Source organism: Acetobacterium sp. KB-1, assembly GCF_003260995.1.
Lineage (GTDB): Bacteria > Bacillota > Clostridia > Eubacteriales > Eubacteriaceae > Acetobacterium > Acetobacterium carbinolicum.
Genome location: NZ_CP030040.1, coordinates 3,723,137 through 3,743,562 on the forward strand (window position 1 = coordinate 3,723,137; position 20,426 = coordinate 3,743,562).

At 43.2% G+C, this 20,426-nt stretch carries 18 protein-coding genes; 11 read left to right on the top strand and 7 right to left on the bottom strand.

The window, feature by feature from the left end:
- Positions 1-26: 26 nt before the first annotated feature.
- The 6 genes from DOZ58_RS17170 to lgt all read left to right on the top strand — a co-directional run bounded on the left by DOZ58_RS17170 (position 27) and on the right by lgt (position 5,432).
- Positions 27-854, top strand: a complete 828-nt coding sequence (locus DOZ58_RS17170; RefSeq protein WP_111889418.1) for a TlyA family RNA methyltransferase — start codon at positions 27-29, stop codon at positions 852-854.
- A gap of 13 nt (positions 855-867) precedes the next feature.
- Positions 868-1,734: an NAD(+)/NADH kinase gene (locus tag DOZ58_RS17175; RefSeq protein ID WP_242988533.1), complete on the top strand. Its 867-nt coding sequence runs from the start codon at positions 868-870 to the stop codon at positions 1,732-1,734.
- Positions 1,735-1,813: 79 nt separating this feature from the next.
- On the top strand, positions 1,814-2,263 hold the full coding sequence (locus DOZ58_RS17180; RefSeq protein WP_111889419.1) for an arginine repressor: 450 nt from the start codon (positions 1,814-1,816) through the stop codon (positions 2,261-2,263).
- Between the two features lie 10 nt (positions 2,264-2,273).
- A complete protein-coding gene (gene recN / locus DOZ58_RS17185) occupies positions 2,274-4,013 on the top strand; it encodes a DNA repair protein RecN (RefSeq protein WP_111889420.1) in 1,740 nt (579 codons plus the stop codon).
- Between the two features lie 64 nt (positions 4,014-4,077).
- Positions 4,078-4,647, top strand: a complete 570-nt coding sequence (pduL, locus tag DOZ58_RS17190) for a phosphate propanoyltransferase (protein WP_111889421.1) — start codon at positions 4,078-4,080, stop codon at positions 4,645-4,647.
- Entirely contained in the window at positions 4,647-5,432 is a 786-nt protein-coding gene (gene lgt, locus DOZ58_RS17195; protein ID WP_371414180.1) for a prolipoprotein diacylglyceryl transferase, read from the top strand. Before pduL ends, lgt begins: the two co-directional genes overlap by 1 nt.
- Before the next feature lie 72 nt (positions 5,433-5,504).
- Here the strand turns inward: lgt and DOZ58_RS17200 are convergent, their stop codons facing one another.
- Entirely contained in the window at positions 5,505-7,031 is a 1,527-nt protein-coding gene (locus DOZ58_RS17200; RefSeq protein ID WP_111889422.1) for a YifB family Mg chelatase-like AAA ATPase, read from the bottom strand.
- A gap of 124 nt (positions 7,032-7,155) precedes the next feature.
- Here DOZ58_RS17200 and DOZ58_RS17205 point away from each other — a divergent pair, with 124 nt between their 5' ends.
- Positions 7,156-8,004 carry a DMT family transporter gene (locus tag DOZ58_RS17205; protein WP_111889423.1) on the top strand — a complete coding sequence of 283 codons (849 nt, stop codon included), beginning with the start codon at positions 7,156-7,158 and terminating at the stop codon, positions 8,002-8,004.
- 84 nt (positions 8,005-8,088) lie between these two features.
- Here the strand turns inward: DOZ58_RS17205 and DOZ58_RS17210 are convergent, their stop codons facing one another.
- The 4 genes from DOZ58_RS17210 to DOZ58_RS17225 form a co-directional block, all read right to left on the bottom strand.
- Complete coding sequence (locus tag DOZ58_RS17210) at positions 8,089-9,261, bottom strand: MFS transporter (RefSeq protein ID WP_111889424.1); 1,173 nt, start codon at positions 9,259-9,261, stop codon at positions 8,089-8,091.
- Positions 9,262-9,900: 639 nt separating this feature from the next.
- Positions 9,901-10,563, bottom strand: a complete 663-nt coding sequence (locus DOZ58_RS17215) for a TetR/AcrR family transcriptional regulator (RefSeq protein ID WP_111889425.1) — start codon at positions 10,561-10,563, stop codon at positions 9,901-9,903.
- 147 nt (positions 10,564-10,710) lie between these two features.
- Positions 10,711-12,090 carry an argininosuccinate lyase gene (gene argH / locus DOZ58_RS17220; protein ID WP_111889426.1) on the bottom strand — a complete coding sequence of 460 codons (1,380 nt, stop codon included), beginning with the start codon at positions 12,088-12,090 and terminating at the stop codon, positions 10,711-10,713.
- A gap of 1 nt (position 12,091) precedes the next feature.
- Positions 12,092-13,309 (bottom strand): argininosuccinate synthase, encoded by a 1,218-nt coding sequence (locus DOZ58_RS17225; protein ID WP_111889427.1) that lies wholly within the window; start codon positions 13,307-13,309, stop codon positions 12,092-12,094.
- Between the two features lie 384 nt (positions 13,310-13,693).
- Here DOZ58_RS17225 and argC point away from each other — a divergent pair, with 384 nt between their 5' ends.
- The 4 genes from argC to DOZ58_RS17245 are packed head-to-tail and all read left to right on the top strand — an operon-like array spanning position 13,694 to position 18,071.
- Positions 13,694-14,734 carry an N-acetyl-gamma-glutamyl-phosphate reductase gene (gene argC, locus DOZ58_RS17230; RefSeq protein ID WP_111889428.1) on the top strand — a complete coding sequence of 347 codons (1,041 nt, stop codon included), beginning with the start codon at positions 13,694-13,696 and terminating at the stop codon, positions 14,732-14,734.
- 42 nt (positions 14,735-14,776) lie between these two features.
- Positions 14,777-16,000 carry a bifunctional glutamate N-acetyltransferase/amino-acid acetyltransferase ArgJ gene (gene argJ, locus DOZ58_RS17235; protein ID WP_111889429.1) on the top strand — a complete coding sequence of 408 codons (1,224 nt, stop codon included), beginning with the start codon at positions 14,777-14,779 and terminating at the stop codon, positions 15,998-16,000.
- A 19-nt stretch (positions 16,001-16,019) separates the two neighbouring features.
- A complete protein-coding gene (gene argB, locus DOZ58_RS17240) occupies positions 16,020-16,889 on the top strand; it encodes an acetylglutamate kinase (RefSeq protein ID WP_111889430.1) in 870 nt (289 codons plus the stop codon).
- Between the two features lie 9 nt (positions 16,890-16,898).
- Positions 16,899-18,071: an acetylornithine transaminase gene (locus DOZ58_RS17245; RefSeq protein WP_111889431.1), complete on the top strand. Its 1,173-nt coding sequence runs from the start codon at positions 16,899-16,901 to the stop codon at positions 18,069-18,071.
- 107 nt (positions 18,072-18,178) lie between these two features.
- On the opposite strand, the gene DOZ58_RS17250 is transcribed toward DOZ58_RS17245, so the two are convergent.
- A complete protein-coding gene (locus tag DOZ58_RS17250) occupies positions 18,179-19,657 on the bottom strand; it encodes a cell wall metabolism sensor histidine kinase WalK (RefSeq protein ID WP_111889432.1) in 1,479 nt (492 codons plus the stop codon).
- The gene (locus DOZ58_RS17255) at positions 19,644-20,321 is read right to left on the bottom strand and encodes a response regulator transcription factor (RefSeq protein ID WP_111889816.1); all 678 of its coding nucleotides are present in this window, start codon (positions 20,319-20,321) and stop codon (positions 19,644-19,646) included. The genes DOZ58_RS17250 and DOZ58_RS17255 overlap by 14 nt, the downstream gene beginning before the upstream one ends.
- Positions 20,322-20,426: the final 105 nt, after the last annotated feature.

Consider the following 20,426-nt stretch of genomic DNA (forward strand, 5'->3'; position numbering starts at 1 on the left):
AAACGGACCCATGAAAAGAGGAAAAATTGAAAGAACGTTTAGATAAATTATTAGTTAGCCTGAATTATTTTGATACCCGGGAGCGGGCTAAAAAAGCCATTATGGCGGGATTGGTTCAGGTCAATGATCAGGTCAAGGATAAGGCCGGAGATTTGGTCGATACCGAAGCGACCATTAAGGTTAAGGGCAGTGATATGCCCTATGTCAGCCGCGGCGGCTTAAAACTGGAAAAAGGACTGGCCGTCTTTGACATGACGGTTACCGAAAAAACCTTTATCGACATTGGATCATCGACTGGCGGTTTTACCGATTGTCTGCTGCAAAACGGTGCGAAAAAAGTTTATGCCGTGGACGTGGGCTATGGACAATTGGACTGGAAGTTACGGAATGATCCCCGGGTTGTTTCCATGGAGCGGACGAACTTTCGGTATCTGACGGCTGAGAATATTTCGGAGATGGTCGACGGAACCGTTATGGATGTATCGTTTATTTCGATCACCAAACTGATCCCGGCAATTAAATTGTTTATGAAACCCGGTGCTCGGGGAATCTGGCTGATTAAACCACAGTTTGAAGCAGGACGGGAAAGAATCGGTAAAAACGGTGTCATTCGGGATAAAAAAGTGCATGAATCGATTTTGTTTGAAGTGATCACCGCCATCGAAAATCAGGGCTTTTTAATAAAAGGTCTGGATTTTTCACCAATTCAGGGTCCTAAGGGAAACATCGAGTTTTTAGTTTTGGTTGAAAATACTGAGCCGGAGATTGAAGAAAACTGGTCAGCGCAGATTCATTCAGTGGTGACCATTGCCCATGAAAGCTGCAAAAAAAAGAAAGAACCTCAGAACGAATAGGAAGTGAGTAAGATTGGAATTTAATGACTTTAAGGAAATTGGTATTTATTTAAATATGGATAAGCCGGACAGTCCTGCTCTGGCTGAAAAATGCATCAGCTATTTGATCCGTCACGGGTTTAATATAGCCCTGCTGGAAGGCCAGATTAAATATCCTCATGAAGGTGTTCGTTATTATCCCAAAACCCTTTTTTTTCGAAAACCGGATTGTATTCTCGTTCTGGGGGGCGATGGTACCCTTTTGTTTGTCGCCCGCAAGGTTTGTTTTTATTCGATTCCGATTTTTGGCATTAATTTGGGCAAGCTTGGTTTTTTAACTGAAGGCGAGGCCAGTAATTATGAAGAGTCGCTAAAAAATTTAAGCGCCGGCGATTACTACATTGAAGAGCGGATGATGTTAAGTTGCAGTATTAAAAAAGAAAATGAAAGTGCCTGCTTTTATATTGCCTTAAACGATGTTCTGGTTAAAAGCGGCGGTTTTCGGATGATGGATATTGAGGCCAAAGCAGGTGGTTCAACGATTGACAAATTTCGGGCTGACGGATTGATCATTGCCACCCCCACCGGTTCCACTGGTTATTCGCTGGCTGCTGGTGGGCCAGTGGTATCGCCTCAGGCCAGTGTTATGATTTTAAACCCGATCTGCCCCCATCGCTTGCACGACCGGTCCTACATTTTGCCAGAGGAAGAAGTGATTAATCTGGAATTTGGAGACCGCGAAAAAGATATTATGGTCACCTTTGATGGGCAGACCACGGTTTCGATTACACCGAAGGATTTGATTAAAATTAAAAAAGCGACGTATTGTACCCGCTTGATCCGTCTCAATCAGATGAGTAGTTATGATCGGCTGAGGATCAAACTTTCCAGTGAATATTAGCATCATAAATAAAAACAATGATCAACGTAAAACCCAGCACTGAAGCGACAGAAATTGTACTGTGGAGGAAAGAAAAGACATGAAAGTATCCAGACAATTAAAAATTATTGAAATCATCGAAAATAACCGTATCGAAACTCAGGAAGAACTGGCTCAGGCCTTAAAAGATTCCGGTTTTGCAGTAACTCAGGCAACTATCTCCCGGGATATTAAGGAGTTAAAACTGATCAAGGTGAGCAGTCACGAAGGGGTGCAACATTATGCTCCCCTTAAGGATATTGGCACCATTTATATTGAACGGGTTACCGCTGTTTTTAAAGAATCGGTGTTAACCATCGATTATGTCGAAAATACCATTGTGCTGAGAACCCTTCCGGCGATGGCCCAGGCAGCAGCCCTGGCTATCGATTCCATGGACTGGTGTGAAATTGTGGGAACGATCGCCGGAGACGATACGATCTTTGTGCTTGTTCGCAATCGGGACATGGTGAGTGAAATTGTGGGTAAATTCAAAAAGCTGATGAAATAGGGAGGGCTCTATGCTGAGAAATCTCGTTGTGAACGATTATGCGCTAATTGATTATTTATCGGTGGATTTTGATCCGAGACTCAATGTGATTACGGGGGAAACCGGAGCAGGAAAATCCATTGTTATTGATGCCTTGACGCTGGTTTTGGGGAATCGCGGCAATAAAACAAACATCCGTCAGGGAAAACATAAGATGACGGTACAGGGGCTTTTTGATATCAGTGAACAGCCAGGTTTGATCAATAAATGCGAAGAATATGGTATCCCCATGGAAGAAGAACAACTGATACTGACCCGGGAAATGGACGATCGGGGTCGCAATATCTGCCGCGCCAACGGTTTAATTATCACCGTCGCCCAGCTAAAAAAACTGGGCGACAAACTGATTGATATCCATGGCCAGCATGAGCATCAATCGCTGTTTAAACGAGAAAATCATCGTCAGTTGCTGGATGCCTTTGGTGGTGAAAAAAGCCGGAAATACCGGGAACAGGCCGCCGCCGCCGCGATTGAAATTAAACGGATTAAAGATCAGATTGCAGAACTGGAAACCAATGAACGGGAATTAGAGCGGGAAAAAGAAAACCTGCAGTTTGAAATTAATGAAATCGAGGTCGCGGCCCTGAGAATTGGTGAAGATGAAGAACTGGAAGGGGAAAAACGGATTCTGGAAAACCGCGAACGCCTTTTTACCCATACCAGTCAGGCATATGAATTGCTCAGGGGTGAAAACTCGAATCAGCCGATGATTCTTGATGCGCTGGGTTTACTGACAGAAAGTATTGCCGAAATTGCTAAAATTGACAGTAGCTTTGAGGCTAAATTAGAAACCGTTAATGGCATGTTAAGTGAGGCAGAAAACCTCTCTTTTGAAATTCGATCCTATCTGGAAGATATGGAATACAGTTTGGGAGACTTAGACGAAATTGAGAGCCGGCTAAGCATCATTGCCCGGCTTAAACGGAAATATGGGCAGGATATTGCAGAGATTCTAACTTATGCCGAGGAAATCGGCATCCGTTTAAAAAGCTTGCTCAATCGGGATGAAAGTTTACAGCATTATTATCAGGAATTAAGCGGCATTCAAGATAAGTATTATACGATTAGTAATAATCTTTATGAGTTACGTTTAAAAACGGCTGGGGCTTTAAAGACAGCACTGCAAAAAGAGTTGGGTGAACTCGCCATGGAAAAGGTTCAGGTGGAAATTGCCGTGGAACATGATCTTAGTCGGGTGGCTGCTCATGGGCAGGATACGGTGGAGTTTTTAATTTCTGTCAATCCGGGCCAGGCCCCGAAACCCCTCGGTAAGGTTGCTTCAGGAGGAGAAATATCCCGAATTATGCTAAGCTTAAAAAGTATCTTCGGAGGACTGGATGCCATTGAAACGATGGTGTTTGATGAGATTGATACAGGAATCAGTGGAAGGACAGCGCAGGTGGTGGCAGAAAAGATTCAGGCCCTCAGTGTTACGTCGCCGCGAGGCCGACAGATTATCTGTATTACCCATCTGCCCCAGATTGCGGCGATGGCAGACCAGCATTTTATGGTTGAAAAAACAGCCGTAAACGATTCGGTTGAGGTCAGTTTTCTACCGCTTGACGAAAAGGGTAAAAAAGAGGAACTTTCCCGGATGCTTGGCGGTGCAGAAGTGACCCGTAAAACCTGGGAACATGCTCAGGAAATGCTGGAATTAAGCCAAAAAATAAAAAAAACGAAAAAAAGCAAAGAAGACAAAATATTATCTTAACATTTCATTGGTTATTGGATAGAATAAAGATTGTTAAAAATTTATTAATTTAAGGAGACATAAATTGGAAAGAAAAGTACCCATCGGGTTATCAAACAAGCACATTCACGTGTCACAGGCAGATTTAGAGGCGTTATTTGGCAAAGGTTACCAATTGACACCAATGAAAGATTTATCTCAACCGGGGCAATATGCCGCAGAAGAAAAAGTTGATGTGGTTGGACCTAAAGGAACATTAAAAGGAATTCGGATTTTGGGACCGGTTCGTCCTGAGACGCAATTGGAAGTTTCAGTTGGTGATGGCTTTGCTTTAGGGATCAAGGCACCGCTTCGAAATTCTGGTGACATCGCCGATACTCCAGGGGTGAAAATTATTGGACCAGCGGGCGAAATCGAAATTGCCAAGGGTGCCATTGTAGCGGCTCGGCACATTCATATGAGTCCGGAAGAAGGCGCCGCCTTTGGCTTAAAGGACCGGGACATCGTCTCAGTTAAATTAGATGGACCGCGTGGACTAATTTTTGACAATGTCCTGGTTCGGGTTCATCCGGAATTTAAATTGGATATGCACCTTGACGTTGAAGAAGGTAATGCAGCCGGTGCTAAAAACGGTCAATTGGCGACTATTCTCTAATGATGAACGCGCCAAACCCAATCGCATTTACCGCATTTGGTCTTGAAGTCCGGTGGTATGGGGTCTTAATTGCCGCGGCATTATTGATCGGGTTGCTCATTGCTCTTAAACGGGCGCCTAAATATGGCATTGATCCTGAAATTATTATGGATTTCTTTTTGTATATGACACCAGCGGTGATCATTGGGGCACGGCTTTACTATGTCATCTTCAGCTATGACTATTATGCTGCCCATCCGGAAGAAATCTTTGCGATTTGGAATGGTGGGCTGGCTATCCATGGTGGCATTATTGCCGGTGTGATTGTGGCACTTGTTTTATGCCGGGTTAAGAAGATCAGTTTTTTTGCTTTGGCAGACGTACTGATACCGGCATTACCTCTCGGTCAAGCCATTGGCCGCTGGGGGAATTATTTCAACCAGGAAGCCTATGGCTCGCAAACTGATTTACCCTGGGCGATTACCGTTAACGACGCAGCTCTGGGAATAATCAAGGTGCACCCGACCTTTCTTTATGAATCGATTTGGAATTTGTTGGCTTTTGGTTTTATCTTTTTTTATGAAGACAAAATTAAAAAGGTTGATGGCGAATTACTCTTTGTCTACCTGGGTCTATATTCAGTTGGGCGGTTTTTTATTGAAGGTTTAAGAACCGACAGTTTGATGTTTATGGGATTCCGTATCGCTCAGCTAATCAGTCTGGTACTGGTTGCAGTCGGTGTCGCGGGACTCTGGTATCTGCGAAAAAATGAGGACCAATTTGCTAATTCGCTGAGTCGAAAATAATAAAAAAAAACGATTGTCAGTGATCACTGACAGTCGTTTTTTTAAAGCGTGAATAAAAGTACGAGCGGGTATCTAGGCCAGCTTAGTCATGCCGCGATACTGAATTGCTTCAGACAGGTGGGCCATTTGAATGCTTTCGGACCCCTCTAAATCGGCAATGGTGCGGGCCAGCTTTAAAATTCGGTGATAGCCCCGAGCGCTGAGTTTCATTTTGGTATAGACCTTTTCCATTAGGTTTTCTTCGGCCGGACCAAGGTGACAAAAGGTCTCCATCAGTTTGGGGGTGAGTTGGGCATTATAAAAAATATCCAGCTTCTGATAGCGCACATTTTGGCGTTCTCTGGCTGCATCTACCCGTTTTTTAATCACTTGAGAGGTTTCGCCTTTGGGTTTGGTTTGCAGTTCATCGTAGGTGGTGCTGGGGATTTCTACAAAAATATCCAGTCGATCCATCAGCGGTCCGGATATTTTGCCCTGATAGTTTTTAATCTGCTGGGGGGTGCATATACATTCATGGGCGGGATCGGTGAGATAACCGCAGGGACAGGGGTTCATCGAGGTAATCAGGGTGAAACTGGCCGGAAAAGTCAGGGAGGCATTGATCCGGGAAATGGTCACCTCCTGATCTTCAATTGGCTGACGCAAAACTTCCAGTGCCGATTTTTGGAACTCGGGCAATTCATCAAGAAATAGCACTCCCAGGTGTGCCAGGGATACTTCCCCGGGCTTGGGAATTCGACCACCGCCGATCAGGGAGACCTTGGAAATGGTATGGTGAGGGGAACGGAAAGGCCGCTGACTGATGATCGCATTGTTTTTTAACAGTCCTGAAATACTATGGATTTTAGTGATTTCCAGCGCTTCGTCGATGGTCAGATCGGGTAGGATAGAGGCAAAACCTTTAGCCAACATCGTTTTCCCGGAGCCGGGCGGACCACTCATCAAACAGTTGTGAGCCCCGGCAGCAGCGATTTCTAAGGCCCGTTTGCCCAGATCCTGTCCGCGAATATCAGAAAAATCGATGTTATGACTGCTGTTTTTCTCGCTTAGAAGAGCTTTGAGATCTACCTCAAAGGGCTCAATGATCAGTTCGTTTTTTAAAAATGAGACGGCTTCGTGAAAATCATTTATCGGATAGACGTTTACATTCTGAACCACGGCAGCCTCATAGCGGTTTTCAAAGGGAACCATAATATGGTTAATACCAGCTTCTTTAGCGGCCAAAACCATTGGCAAGACACCATTAACACTTCTTATTTCTCCACTTAAAGATAATTCCCCGATGACCAGAAAATTTTCAGGATGATCCCAGATCAGTTGTTCAGAAGCGTGTAAGATTCCTAGTGCAATAGCCAGATCAAAGGCCGGCCCTTCCTTTTTTAAGTCTGCGGGGGCAAGATTGATGGTGATCCGATCCATCGGATATTTAAAACCATTGTTTTTAACAGCCGAAAAAACCCGATCTTTGGATTCCTTGATCCCGGCATCCGGTAGACCCACCAATGAATAAGAGGGCAACCCCCGGGAAATATCAATTTCAACTGTGACAATAACGCCATTAACGCCTAATAGCCCGCTACTTTTTATCTGTGACAACATACAAAGTTTACCTCCACCTTATTACAAATATTATACAGGAAATAAAAGCAAAAATATAGAGAAAAAATTAAGTGGTTATGGTATCATCAAAAGATAAGTAAAAAGAGAAAAAAAGGAGGCGCCGATGGAAAAAACAACAAAGGGAACCTTATATGTGCTCATTGCCATGATATTGTTTAGCACAGGGGGGCTTTTTATTAAACTTATTCACGCCAATGCTTATACCATCACTTTTGGCCGGGCATTTATCGCCGCGCTCATTTTTTTACCGCTGATTCAATGGAAAAAGTTGCGGTTTTCAAAAAAACATCTTGCTCTGGTCATCGGATACTGTTATTTGTGCATTATGTTTGTCTTGACAACTAAAATAACAACGGCAGCCAATGCGATTATTCTCCAATGTACAGCCCCATTATGGCTTTATCTCTATTATGTGATCCGCGGGAAAAAAATTATCGGCAGAGAATTGCTGCCCCGTTTATTTATTCTTGTTGGGATCATCGTCATTTTTAGCGCCGCGGCGGGAGAAAATCTCTGGGGTGATTTGCTGGCATTAAGCAACGGTGTTGCCTATGCGCTGGTACAGTATTTTATGGACAACGACTATCCTGTTTCGGACAATTCAATCGTTGGTGTTAATAATATCATTCTCTGTCTGGTGATCCTGGTGCTGTTTCCTGGTCAACTGGATTTTTCGGGATTAGCCGCAATTGGATGGCTGGGAATTATTTTTCTGGGTATTTTTCAAATCGGTATTTCCTACCTGTTTTTCTTTAAGGGAATACGGATGATTTCAGCACTAAAAGCATCCATGGTATCTTTGCTGGAGCCGATCCTTAATCCGATTTTTGTTTTCTTCTTTGTCGGAGAGATACCTTCGGTTCATTCGTTAATCGGTTTTGCGATTATTCTATTTGGCATCGCCTTAACGATGCTGCTAATAAAAAATGCCATTCCAGTTGAAGAGGGCTGAATTTGCTAAAAGCGTGCTGATCTCCAAAAAACACAAGAGCCGTATCATCTGTAAAGAAGATACGGCTCACTTTTATGTAATTTTTTATTCGGGTTGAGGTGCATCTGGCTGTTTAGGTTTAATCAGCAGAAAAGCGATTGCAGCGACAGCAAAGACTGTCATTGATACATAAAAAGGGAATTTTATGTTTTCGGTCATTCCTGTAATAGCACCAAGGAAGGCAAAAATGTAGGCGGAGCAGAAGCCACCAACATTCATACAAGCCATAATAATTCCGGAAGCAGTTGGCATTTGACTGGGATGAACAGCAGCGCCCAAATCCATGAAAACGGTTGGTATAATAAAGCTAAAGCCAATCCCGGCAATGGTCGTTCCAATGTACATAAAGGCAATGGAACTACCAAGACCAATACTTGCCATCGCAACGGCTAGAAATGCTAGACCAACAGCCAGGGTATTTTTTTTGAAAAGGCCAAAGACTTTCGCGAAGATAAATCCACCAGCCATGCCACCAACCGTGAACATGGTTAGAACGAGCGCTGCATCTGCGGCTCCACCCATTCCGCTAACAGCAATAATGGTGGACATATTAACCAGCATGGGATAAATCAAAGCCATAATTAAGAAAATTGCCAGTGCAAAACCAAAAACGGAACCCGGTAATTTAGGCTTAGCTTCACCAACCGCTTGAACAGGTGCAGCTGGAGGTTCCGGCAAAAACAGAATGAGAACCAGGGTAATGATACCGAGGGCATGAGGAATAAAAGCATATTGCCAGGCAATACCGGCAGCCATACCGCCAAGTAATTGGAAAAGAATACCTCCAACATTGGCAATAACATTACTGAGTCCCATCATTTGGGCTCGAACTTCACCATCGAAGAAGGCGATAATTAAAGCACCGCCTAATGGGGTGACAATCCCAAGACCAATACCAAAGATGGCTCGAACAGCTAAGATTGCAGTAAAACTGGAAGTTGCCATGAAATAGGGGGCCACGCCACCACCTACAAATAGAATCATACCGATGATTAATAAGGTTTTGTACTTAACGACGGTTCCGGCAATTCGACCAGAAATGAGTGTCGCTGGGACAGACATCAGTACCGCAAGTGTGGATACAAGTAATAGCGTTGTAAAAGGAACATCCGGGTACGCCGCGGCTATATTAGCGATCGCCGGTGTAATCGTGCCAACACCCATTTGAACAAAGAATACAGACAGAACAGCAATTTTTAAGAAAGTATTATTTTTCATAAATTCACCTCTTCAAGATATCTCCATTTATACCGGGAGATTTTAATTTTTTGTCACAATTCTGATTTTGGAAAGGGCTGTGTCAGGTAGCTACATCATCAAGAATAAGACCGACCCAAGTACAAGTTAATAATAAATGCAAAACACAGGTTTAAACGTTTACGGTCTAATCAGAACAGCAACAAATGAAAACATGGGTGCGATAGACAATGCTTGATACTTTCATCTCTTCTCCTCCTTTCAAACTGGAGTGCATTCACCCATAAATACACTATTTACAACCACAAAATGGTGATTGCTCAGAATGAGATGGTATTATATGAGGAATGCAAGTTATCCTCGTATAATATTAGTTATGTTTAAGCACAGTTCGATAATAGCATGTTAAAGGGCGTTTGTCCAGCATAAAATATATAAAAAAGATTAATTACGAAAAATAATGCAAAAATTGATATTGATAAACGTTTAAAACATGAAATGAGGCATATTTACAGTGACAGCCTAGAGGCGGGAAAAGAAAAAAGCAGTTATCAGCTTAGAAGAAGATGTTAATTTTGATTAAAAAATGAAAAAACATCAAAAAAAAGCGTCATATGAAATATGACGCTGCATAGCGCAGATTAAAATTTAATAGATTGTTTAGAGGACCGCAAAGTTTTTGTCAATTCGGACGATAAACTTCTTTTCGATTTCATAGGATTCTTGAATGACATGGTCATAAAGCTTTGCATCAAGTCCCATGTTATTGAGTAAAAGCTGAATGCTGGAATTAATAAAATCCTGTGAAGAACAGTCAATAAGCCCGGCATCATAGGCAAGATTAATGCCTTGGGTAGCACCTGCACTGGCATAGGATATAAAAGCTATTTCAAAGTCGCTGTAGTGTAGACCGCAGCTCTCAGCGAGTTTCCGATAAAAATCAGTGACCACACTCTGCTCTTTATAAAGCACATTTTCGCCCAATAAATCGTAATAAAAACGGCTGAAATTTTTATTAAATCGCATATTATTATTAAGCACCCGCCATTCGATGGCCGTCTGTAATAAAAGGCTGGTTTTGATTTCCAGTTTGCTCAGGTTTTCGGTGACCCTTGCCTTAATAGCAGACATAACTTCGTTATATAATTCGATTCCCAGGCCGCCTTTTGAACCATAATAATAATTGATCAGCCCGACATTTGCCCCTGATTCCTTGGCAATATTTAGGCAGGTGGTGCTGGTATAGCCGTTTTCATAAAACAATGTCTTGGAAGCTTCATAGATTTTTTCTTTTGTTTCTTTTCCAACCTTGTATTTTCCCATCTTGTACTCTCTATTTCTATAGTTTAATTATGTGTAAAAATATGTTTAACAGTTTAAAGCATATCATATTTATTTGTGAAAAACAAGACAAAGGCAGTGAAAAAAACTTTCTTGATTTAATTTGGTAGGGTACAGAAAAAAAGAAGCTTAACTTTGGACCAGCCACTGCCGATTAAAGGCGATCGCCTTTTTAACTTGTTCTTTTGCAGGACCGCCAATGATGTTTCGCTGGTTGACACAAACATTCAAATCAATGGCTTTAAAAATAGATGAATCAAAAACGGGTGAGACACTCTGATATTCTTCAATAGTCAGTTCATCCAGGCTTTTTTGTTGTTCTAAAGCAAAAAATACCAGTTTGCCGATAATTTCATGGGCATCCCGAAAGGCAACACCATGTTTAACCAGCCAATCGGCAGCGTCAGTGGCATTGGAAAATCCACCGGCGGCGGCCTTTTTCATCGTCTCTTTGTTGACCGTGAGGGTTTTGATCATTTTAGCAAAGGTGATCAGACAGATTTTAATGGTATCGTAGGTATCAAATACCGGTTCCTTATCTTCTTGCATATCCTTATTATAGGCCAGCGGAATACCTTTCATGGTAGTTAATAAACCCATCAGGTTTCCGTAAACGCGGCCGGTCTTGCCCCGAACCAGTTCGGCAATATCGGGATTTTTTTTCTGTGGCATAATGCTGCTCCCGGTACTGAAGGCGTCATCCAGGGTAATAAAGTTAAATTCACTGCTGCACCAGAGAATGATTTCTTCAGAAAAACGGCTGAGGTGCATCATTAACACCGACGCAGCTTCCAGGAAATCAAGACAGAAATCGCGGTCAGAAACGCCATCAAGACTGTTTAGTGAAACAAAGGCAAAGTCCAGTTCTGTCGCTACTGCTTCCCGGTCCAAAGGATAAGTGGTCGTAGCCAAAGCACCTGAACCCAGTGGTAAGGTGTCGGCCATCGCTTTGACCTGGGTCATCCGAGTCATGTCACGTTTAAACATTTCGACATAAGCCATTAGATGATGGCTGAAGGTAATCGGCTGGGCTCGTTGTAGATGGGTATAGCCTGGCATGATGGTATCGGTATGATCTTCGGCCAGGTCCAGCAGGGTGATAATCAGATTCTTTATTAGTGATTTGCTGTCATCAGCAATCGCTTTGACATAGAGTCGCATATCGGTGGCAACCTGATCGTTGCGGCTACGGCCAGTATGGAGTTTTTTGCCGACATCACCAAGTCGTTCGGTCAGAATGGCTTCAATATTCATATGAATATCTTCCATTGACACGGAAAACTCGATGTTTCCGGTTTCAATGTCAACAAGAATCGCTTCCAGGGTTTCGATAATTTTTTGCGATTCGCTCGGATCGATAATATTCTGCTTCCCAAGCATTCGGGCATGGGCAATACTTCCGATGATGTCCTGTTTGTACAGGCGTTGATCAAAGGCTATCGACGAGTTAAAGTCATCAGTTAAAAGGTCGGTTTTTTTAGAAAACCGACCTCCCCACATTTTTTTCATCTTATTCCCCTTTTTCTTCGCGACTGAGTCGCATTAAAGCACGAACCTTAAGCGGTAAGCCAAACAAATGGATAAACCCTTCAGCATCTTTGTGATCATAGAGATCGCCGGTGGTAAAGCTGGCAATTTCAGCATTGTATAGCGAGTAAGGTGAGGCTACGCCAATGAGAATGATGTTACCCTTATATAATTTTAATTGAACATTTCCGGTTACTGTTTTTTGGGTTTCATCGACAAAAGCGGTTAAAGCTTCACGCAGGGGCGTAAACCATTCGCCGTTGTAGGCCAATTCGGCAAATTTTACCGCTGCCTGCTGTTTAAAGCCAAAGGTTTGACGATCCAGACACATATGCTCGAGTTCCTCATGGGCGTTATAAAGGATTGAACCACCAGGAGTTTCATAAATCCCCCGGGATTTCATCCCGACCACCCGGTTTTCAATCAGATCGACGACGCCAATGCTATGACGTCCACCGATGATGTTGAGTTTTTCCAGCAGCTCACGGCCAGACATTGCAACACCGTTTAATTTGACAGGAACGCCCTGTTCAAAGTCCAGACTGACAGTTTCAGCTTCGTCGGGTGCTTCTTCCAGTGGGGTTGTCATTTGCAGTAATTTTTTATATTGGGGTTCCAGAGAAGGATCTTCCAATTCTAAACCTTCATGGCTCATATGTAAGATGTTTTTATCCCGGCTGTAGCTGTTGCTAATCGACATTGGTACCTTGATATCATGCATGACGCAGTAGTCCATGGCATCTTCACGGGATTTGATATCCCAAATTCGCCAGGGGGCAATGATTTTTAACTGTGGCGCCAATGCACCAATGGTGAGTTCAAAACGAACCTGATCATTCCCCTTACCGGTAGCACCGTGACAGATGGCTTCGGCCCCTTCCAGTTCTGCATATTCTACCAGCACCTTGGCAATTAAAGGGCGGGCCAGGGAGGTGCCCAACAGATATTTTTTTTCATAAATAGCATCGGCCTTAAGTGCCGGCCAAACATAATCTTCTACAAATTCATCGGTCACATCCGCAATATATAATTTGCTGGCACCGGAAGCAAGGGCCCGTTCCTCAAGGCCATCCAGTTCGGTGCCCTGTCCGACATCCACGCACACAGCAATCACTTCATAGTCGTAGGTATTTTTAAGCCATGGTATAATGGTGGTCGTATCCAATCCACCGGAATAAGCGAGAATTACTTTTTTCTTCAATTTTATATCCTCCTGATAATTATCTATTTTGTATAATCAACTTAATTACATGAATGATTATACAATCATTCGATCTGAAATGCAAGTATAAAAAGAAAATATTTGTAATAAATTAATAAATATGCATAAAAACGCTTGATTATACATAACGAGTCGAGTATAATACGAAAATAAGTATTAATAAATTTCATAAACTAACAGACAGGCCTCAGTTATTTTGGTAAAATATACCTTTAGAGAACCTGTTGATGGATTATTGATGGGACAAGAGAATACTAAGATTGTAGATAAACCCCGGACCGATTTTTTTCGATACGATGGTGTGATCGGTTTGCCTAAACTCTTACTATTCTTAAACAAAAGCATTGAGAAAGGAAAATTAAAATGATTAAAGCATCAATTATCGGAGGAACTGGTTATGCTGGACAGGAACTGATCCGAATTTTAATGCGGCATCCGGATGTAGAAGTGGTGACCATCGGGACCAGAAGCTTTGCCGGACAGAAATTTAGTGATGTTTATGGAAACTTTGAGAACATTACCGATCTTGTTTGCGAAGCAACGGACATCAAGGTCCTGGCTGAAAAGTCGGATGTGGTATTTCTGGCCTTGCCTCATGGCATCGCATCCAAAACCGTTACGGCGGAGGTGCTAGAAAAAACAAAGGTCATTGATCTTGGTGCTGATTTCCGGCTTAAGGATATTAATATCTATGAGGACTGGTACAAAACCGAACATTTTAACCATCCATTACTTAATGAAGCGATTTATGGATTATGTGAATTGCATCGTGATGAGATAAAAAAAGCCCAGCTCATCTCGAATCCCGGTTGCTATACAACCTGTAGTATTTTAAGCCTGGCACCGCTTATAAAAAATAATCTCATTGATACTGGCAGTATTATCGTCGATGCAAAATCCGGAGTAACCGGAGCCGGCCGGGGAACAATCACCGAGCTGATGTACTCTGAATGCAATGAGACCATCAAGGCTTATAAGATTGGGTCTCATCGGCATACACCGGAAATTGAACAGGAGTTGCGGCTTTTAAATGGTCAGGACTTTAATATTTTGTTCACGCCCCACCTGGTTCCGATGAACCGGGGAATTCTGGCCTTGTCTTATGCCAAGTTAACGGCTGAGCGGAGTCTGGAAGAGGTCAAAGCGATTTACAGAGACTTTTATCACGATGAATATTTTGTCAGAATTCTGGAAAACCGGATGCCGGAAACCCGCTGGGTGAAGGGGACCAACTATTGCGATATCGGCTTGACTATCGATTCCCGCACCAACCACATCATTGTAGTAGGTGCCATTGACAACCTGATTAAAGGTGCCGCCGGACAGGCCGTTCAGAATATGAATATCTGTTTTGGGCTGGCCGAAAAAACCGGAATCGACTTTATTGCCGATTTCCCAATCTAAAGAGAAATTTGGATAAGCCATTTAAATACGAGGAGTAAAGACATGAAAGTAATAAAGACAGGCGGCGTCACAACACCCACGGGTTTTAAAACCGGGGGGATCAATTGCGGCCTCAAAAAGAGCACGAAAAATGACCTGGCGATGATTTTTTCAGAAGTACCAGCGGCAACTTGCATAATGACAACAACCAATGTTGTCAAGGCAGCACCAATTCACTGGTGTAATAAAGTCATTGCTAACCCCTATAAGCAGGCGGTGGTGGTCAATAGCAGTAACGCCAATGCCTGCACCGGACAATCGGGGGAAGAAGCGGTAGCAGCCACAGCCACTAAGGCAGCAGCGGTTTTGGGTTTGCAGCCCGAGGATGTACTGATCGCCTCAACGGGGGTTATCGGGGTGATCTTGCCAGTGGAGAAAATTTTGTCTGGTATTGAGACGCTGGGAGAAAAGCTGGGAAATACTGAGGAAGATAGTGATGCTGCTGCCCAAGCTATTCTCACCACCGATACCATTAAAAAGACGATTGCAGTGGAAGTGGAAATAAACGGGAAGCCAGTAAAAATTGGCGGCATGGCCAAGGGTTCCGGAATGATTCATCCCAATATGGCCACGATGCTGTCCTTTGTGACTACCGATGTGAAAATTGAACCGGCCCTGCTCGATAAACTCCTAAAAGAAACTACGGCAGATACCTACAACATGATCTCCGTTGACGGCGATACCAGCACCAATGATATGGTCACGGTGATGGCCAATGGGTTGGCTGACAATCTGCTCTTACAGGAAAACACCCCGGATTACGAGATCTTTAAAGAAGCCTTTATCTATGTTCATAAAACCCTGGCAAAAAAAATCATTCGTGATGGCGAAGGTGCTTCCAAGTTTGTGGAAGTCGAAGTTCATGGTACTAAAACAAAGGATGATGCCCGCAAACTGGCAAAATCGGTAATCACTTCCAGTCTGGTTAAAACAGCACTGTTTGGGGAAGATGCCAACTGGGGTCGGGTGCTCTGTGCTTTGGGTTATGCCGGTGCTGACTTTGATCCCTTAAAGGTTTCCCTGATTTTTTCCAGTCAAGCCGGGATGATCACCCTTTTAAATGACGGCGCCCCAATTGTTTTTGATGAAGATGAGGCCAAGAACGTTTTATCTGAAACAGATATTCACATTTCGGTGGAAATAAATGATGGCGACGAAAAAGCAGTGGCCTGGGGTTGTGATCTGTCCTACGACTATGTTAAGATCAACGGCGATTACCGAAGTTAAAAAAAGAAAAGAGTAATTAATGGAAAAATATATTGAAAAGGCCAAGATTCTAATTGAAGCTTTGCCCTATATCCAACAGTTTAAAAAGAAAACCATGGTCATTAAATATGGCGGTAGTTTTATGTATGATGAGGCCAGAAAGCAGTCGGTGATGGATGATATTTCCCTGATGCGTCTGGTCGGTATCCGTCTGATTATTGTTCATGGCGGCGGTAAAGATATTTCTGGGATGCTAAGTGATCTTGAGATCCAAACCGAATTTGTCGAGGGTCTGCGGATCACCAACGAAAAGGTGGTCGAAATTGCCGAAATGGTCTTATCCGGAAAAATCAACAAAGAAATTGTCCAACTGCTTCAGAACCGCGAAATGAACGCCGTCGGTCTTTCTGGCAAGGATGGTGGGATGATTAAGGTTAAAAAGAAATTTGTCAATAATCTGGATATCGGTTTTGTCGGGGACATCATCCATGTCGATAACCGACTTTTAAATACCCTGTTAAAAGATGACTATCTGCCGGTAATTGCCCCAATTGGCACGGATAAAACCGGCCAGAGCTACAATATTAATGCCGACCATGTGGCCTATGCCATCGCCAAAGCCGTCAAAGCAGAAAAACTCATTTACCTGACCGATACCGATGGGGTTTATATGGATCCGGATAACCCGGATTCGATCATTCGCCGGCTCTTTGCCGAAAATGTGCCCAAACTCATTGAAGAAGGAATTATCTCAGGCGGGATGATCCCGAAGGTGGAAAATAGCGTTGACGCCCTGAACCAGGGGGTCAATTCGGTTCATATTTTAGACGGCAAGGTGGAACACTCCATGTTACTGGAACTGTTTACGGCCGCCGGGGTGGGAACGATGATTCGTCGTTCCATTATTTAGGAGGAAAAAATGGATTTAATAACGCGAGGAAGCAATGTGATAATGGAAACCTATAAACGTTTTCCATTGGTCTTTGATAAGGGTCAGGGTTGTGTACTGACCGATGTTGATGGTAAAAACTATCTGGATTTTGTCGCCGGAATCGCCGTCGATGCACTGGGGCATGCCCATCCGGGGTTGCTCGCGACAATGCAGGCGCAGATGGAAAAATTGGTGCATATTTCCAATCTTTACTGGTCCGAACCGGGAATTGAACTGGCTGAAATGCTGACCAAAGCCAGCGGACTGGACAAGGTTTTCTTTTGTAACAGTGGGGCGGAAGCTTGCGAAGCAGCTTTAAAACTGTGCCGGGTTTACGGTAAACTCAAAAAAAATAAAGACGCTGTGGAAATTATTGCCATGGATCAGTCCTTTCATGGACGTACCTATGCTGCCATTACCGCTACTGGTCAAAAAAAATATCAGGAAAACCTGGAACCGCTGATGCCAGAAATTTATCATGTGCCCTACAATGATATTGATGCGTTAAAGGCTCAGATCAGTCCCAAAACCTGTGGGATTATTTTAGAAGTGATTCAGGGCGAAGGGGGAATCTATCCTGCCGATCCGGATTATTTAAAAGCAGTGCGAAAAATCTGTGATGAACAAAACATTGTACTCATTTTCGATGAGGTGCAAACCGGTATTGGCCGTTCGGGAAAACTGTTTGCCTACCAGCAATACGGAGTTGTGCCGGATGTGGTCACCATGGCCAAAGGTTTAGGTGGTGGCGTTCCGATTGGCGGCATTATTGCCAAAGATTATGTGGCCGAAGTCTTTACCCCGGGAACCCATGCCTCCACCTTTGGCGGGAATCCATTTGTTTGTGCAACCGCCAAATATGTGATCAAAACCCTGACTGCACCGGGATTTTTTGAAGCGGTGACAGAAAAAGGGGATTATCTCAAAACCAAACTGGAAGCGTTAAAAAAAGACCATCCCGTCATAAAAGAAGTTCGCGGAATGGGACTAATTGTCGGTGTCCAGGTTGATGCCGATCTGGGTGCCGTTGTTGCCAAAGCGATGCAAAAAGGCCTGCTCCTAATCACCGCCGGCAGCAATGCTATCCGTTTTGTACCGCCCCTGGTCGTGACCAAAGAAGAAATTGATCAGGCCGTGCAGATTTTCTCAGAATGCTTATAATGTATTAGATAAATAGCAATTAGCATTGACAGATTACTGTTGATATAAGGACAACCCCGTACCGACAATAGATTAACAATTGTCGGTACGGGGTTTGTTGACAACAGTTAATTTTTATTTAGAAAGATCGAAGCTTTAGTGCCCAGACCGAGTTCGCTGGTAATGACCAGTTTGCCCCGATGAACGTTAATGATGCTGTCAATAATCGACAAACCGAGGCCTGAACCACCGGTTGCACGGGAACGGTCACTGTTGATGCGGTAAAAACGTTCTTTAATTTTTTCAAGTTCGGACGAGGGAATCCCACAGCCGGTATCAGTGACCGTGATTTCATTTATTTTTTTATTGCAAACCCGACAGCTCAGGCTGATGGTTCCGCCGACCGGGGTGTATTTGCGGCTATTGTCCAGAAGACCCCGGATCGCTTGAATCAACAGCCCTTCATTCCCCCGAACAAAGGCATGGTCACAGGATTCCATGAGGTATTCATGATCCGGATCGATCATTTGACACTGATAAATAATCTTTTCTAAAAGTAGCGAAATATCAAGAACAACGAAATCGTCACCAAAATAATTGTTTTCAATACGCGTAATCAACAGTAAATCTTCGACCATTTTATTCATACCTTTTATTTCATCCCGAATGGCTTCAATGGATTCATCCCGGAGCTGCGGGTCATTTTTACCCCAATCTGATAAAATGTCAATATAACCCTGAATAACCGTCAGTGGAATGCGTAACTCGTGGGAGGCATCAGAAACAAAGCGCTTCTGATTATTGAAAGCCGACTCCAGTTTCTTTATCATCTGGTTAAGCGAAACGATCAGCTGATCCAGTTCATCCTTGTTTCCGGTTTCTTCGATTCGGATATTGAGGTTATTTTCCGTGATATTTTTTGCAGTTTCTGAGATCTCAATCAGTGGTTTCAGGGTCTGTTTGGTACCGTAAATACCAAGCAGGATAATTGCGATCAAGCCAAGAATACTAATGGAGACCATCAGGACAAACAAGATGGTCATAAACACATAACTGTCATTGAGGTTTTTGATAATCTGGAGATAGATAATATCCCCGTCCTCCAGCACATAGTAAGACCCCAGATAATAGTATTCGATTTGGTTGTAACGCAAGGAATTAACCGCAATCATCTGATCATTGTCGTCATCAAAGCTAAATTCAAACAAATCAAAATCGTATTCTGCCAGGTTTTCAGCAACTAGCAAATCAGTCAGAATTTCCGAAGACTGGTAGCTATTGCCCTGGTTATCTTTTAGCTGATAGGCAATCAGGGAATTATCCTTGACATAGGGGTAGAGTTTATCAGAGATGAATTCCAGTCGTGCATCAGCAGGTAAGCTCAACAGAGTTGGCATGTTTTCATCCAGAGTATTAATGACGTAATTATTAAACCGGATCATCGTCGATTGGCTTTCATTTAAGATAATCTGCTGCGAAAAAAAGAAGACCATCAAAAAAGAAAGTGTCAAGACTACCGTGAGGGCCAGAATAAAAAAGAAGACGATGCGATGATAGATCTTCAGCGGTTTTTTGCGGCCGGGGATATTTAGTTTATCGAACCACATAACCCCGCCCCCGAACCGTTTGAATCAGCTTCTGGGAAAAATCCCGGTCGATTTTATCGCGCAGATATTTGATATAAACATCGACAATATTGTCCCCGCCATCGTAATCAAAGCCCCAGACCTTGGTGAGTATTTGTTCCCGGGACTGGACCAGATCGTGGTTGAGCACGAGATAATAAAACAGATCAAATTCAGTTCGGGACAAGGTGATTTCCTGGGACTGGCGCTTAACACTAAAAGTGTCCAGATCGATCTCAATGTCTTTAAAAACCAGATGGGTGTTTTGTGCTGCTTCCGGAGTATTTTTTCTTATGTTGGCTTTGATCCGGGCCAGAAGCTCTTCAAAGTTAAAGGGTTTGGTCACATAATCATCGGCGCCTAGTTCAAAACCAGTAACGACATCACTGGTATCGTCCCGGGCAGTTAATAAGATAATTGGCAGGTGATGATTCTGAGCCTTTAAATATTTAAGAACATCATAACCAGAAACCTCCGGCAGCATAATATCGAGTAAGATCAGATCAAAGTCAGGGTTCTTATGATAGGCTTCAATCCCTTCCCGGCCAGTAAAGGCCTTAACCGTCTCAAAACCGGCATGCTTGAGCTGCAGCTCAATGATCCGGGATATTTTTTTATCATCTTCAATAATGAGTATTTCTTTCATGGGAACCTCCATAACCAATTGATAAATAAAAAGATAAACAACACAGTAGCGCCAATTGTCGCAACAGATTAACAATTGGTCGGCCCGGTCATCTTTCATTACCCT

Coding starts and splice junctions, on each gene's coding strand:
- DOZ58_RS17180 (WP_111889419.1), top strand. CDS start 1,814: ATGAAAGTATCCAGACAATTAAAAATTATTGAAATCATCGAAAATAAC.
- recN (WP_111889420.1), top strand. CDS start 2,274: ATGCTGAGAAATCTCGTTGTGAACGATTATGCGCTAATTGATTATTTA.
- lgt (WP_371414180.1), top strand. CDS start 4,647: ATGATGAACGCGCCAAACCCAATCGCATTTACCGCATTTGGTCTTGAA.
- DOZ58_RS17200 (WP_111889422.1), bottom strand. CDS start 7,031: ATGTTGTCACAGATAAAAAGTAGCGGGCTATTAGGCGTTAATGGCGTT.
- DOZ58_RS17205 (WP_111889423.1), top strand. CDS start 7,156: ATGGAAAAAACAACAAAGGGAACCTTATATGTGCTCATTGCCATGATA.
- DOZ58_RS17210 (WP_111889424.1), bottom strand. CDS start 9,261: ATGAAAAATAATACTTTCTTAAAAATTGCTGTTCTGTCTGTATTCTTT.
- DOZ58_RS17215 (WP_111889425.1), bottom strand. CDS start 10,563: ATGGGAAAATACAAGGTTGGAAAAGAAACAAAAGAAAAAATCTATGAA.
- argH (WP_111889426.1), bottom strand. CDS start 12,090: ATGAAAAAAATGTGGGGAGGTCGGTTTTCTAAAAAAACCGACCTTTTA.
- argC (WP_111889428.1), top strand. CDS start 13,694: ATGATTAAAGCATCAATTATCGGAGGAACTGGTTATGCTGGACAGGAA.
- argJ (WP_111889429.1), top strand. CDS start 14,777: ATGAAAGTAATAAAGACAGGCGGCGTCACAACACCCACGGGTTTTAAA.
- argB (WP_111889430.1), top strand. CDS start 16,020: ATGGAAAAATATATTGAAAAGGCCAAGATTCTAATTGAAGCTTTGCCC.
- DOZ58_RS17245 (WP_111889431.1), top strand. CDS start 16,899: ATGGATTTAATAACGCGAGGAAGCAATGTGATAATGGAAACCTATAAA.
- DOZ58_RS17250 (WP_111889432.1), bottom strand. CDS start 19,657: ATGTGGTTCGATAAACTAAATATCCCCGGCCGCAAAAAACCGCTGAAG.
- DOZ58_RS17255 (WP_111889816.1), bottom strand. CDS start 20,321: ATGAAAGAAATACTCATTATTGAAGATGATAAAAAAATATCCCGGATC.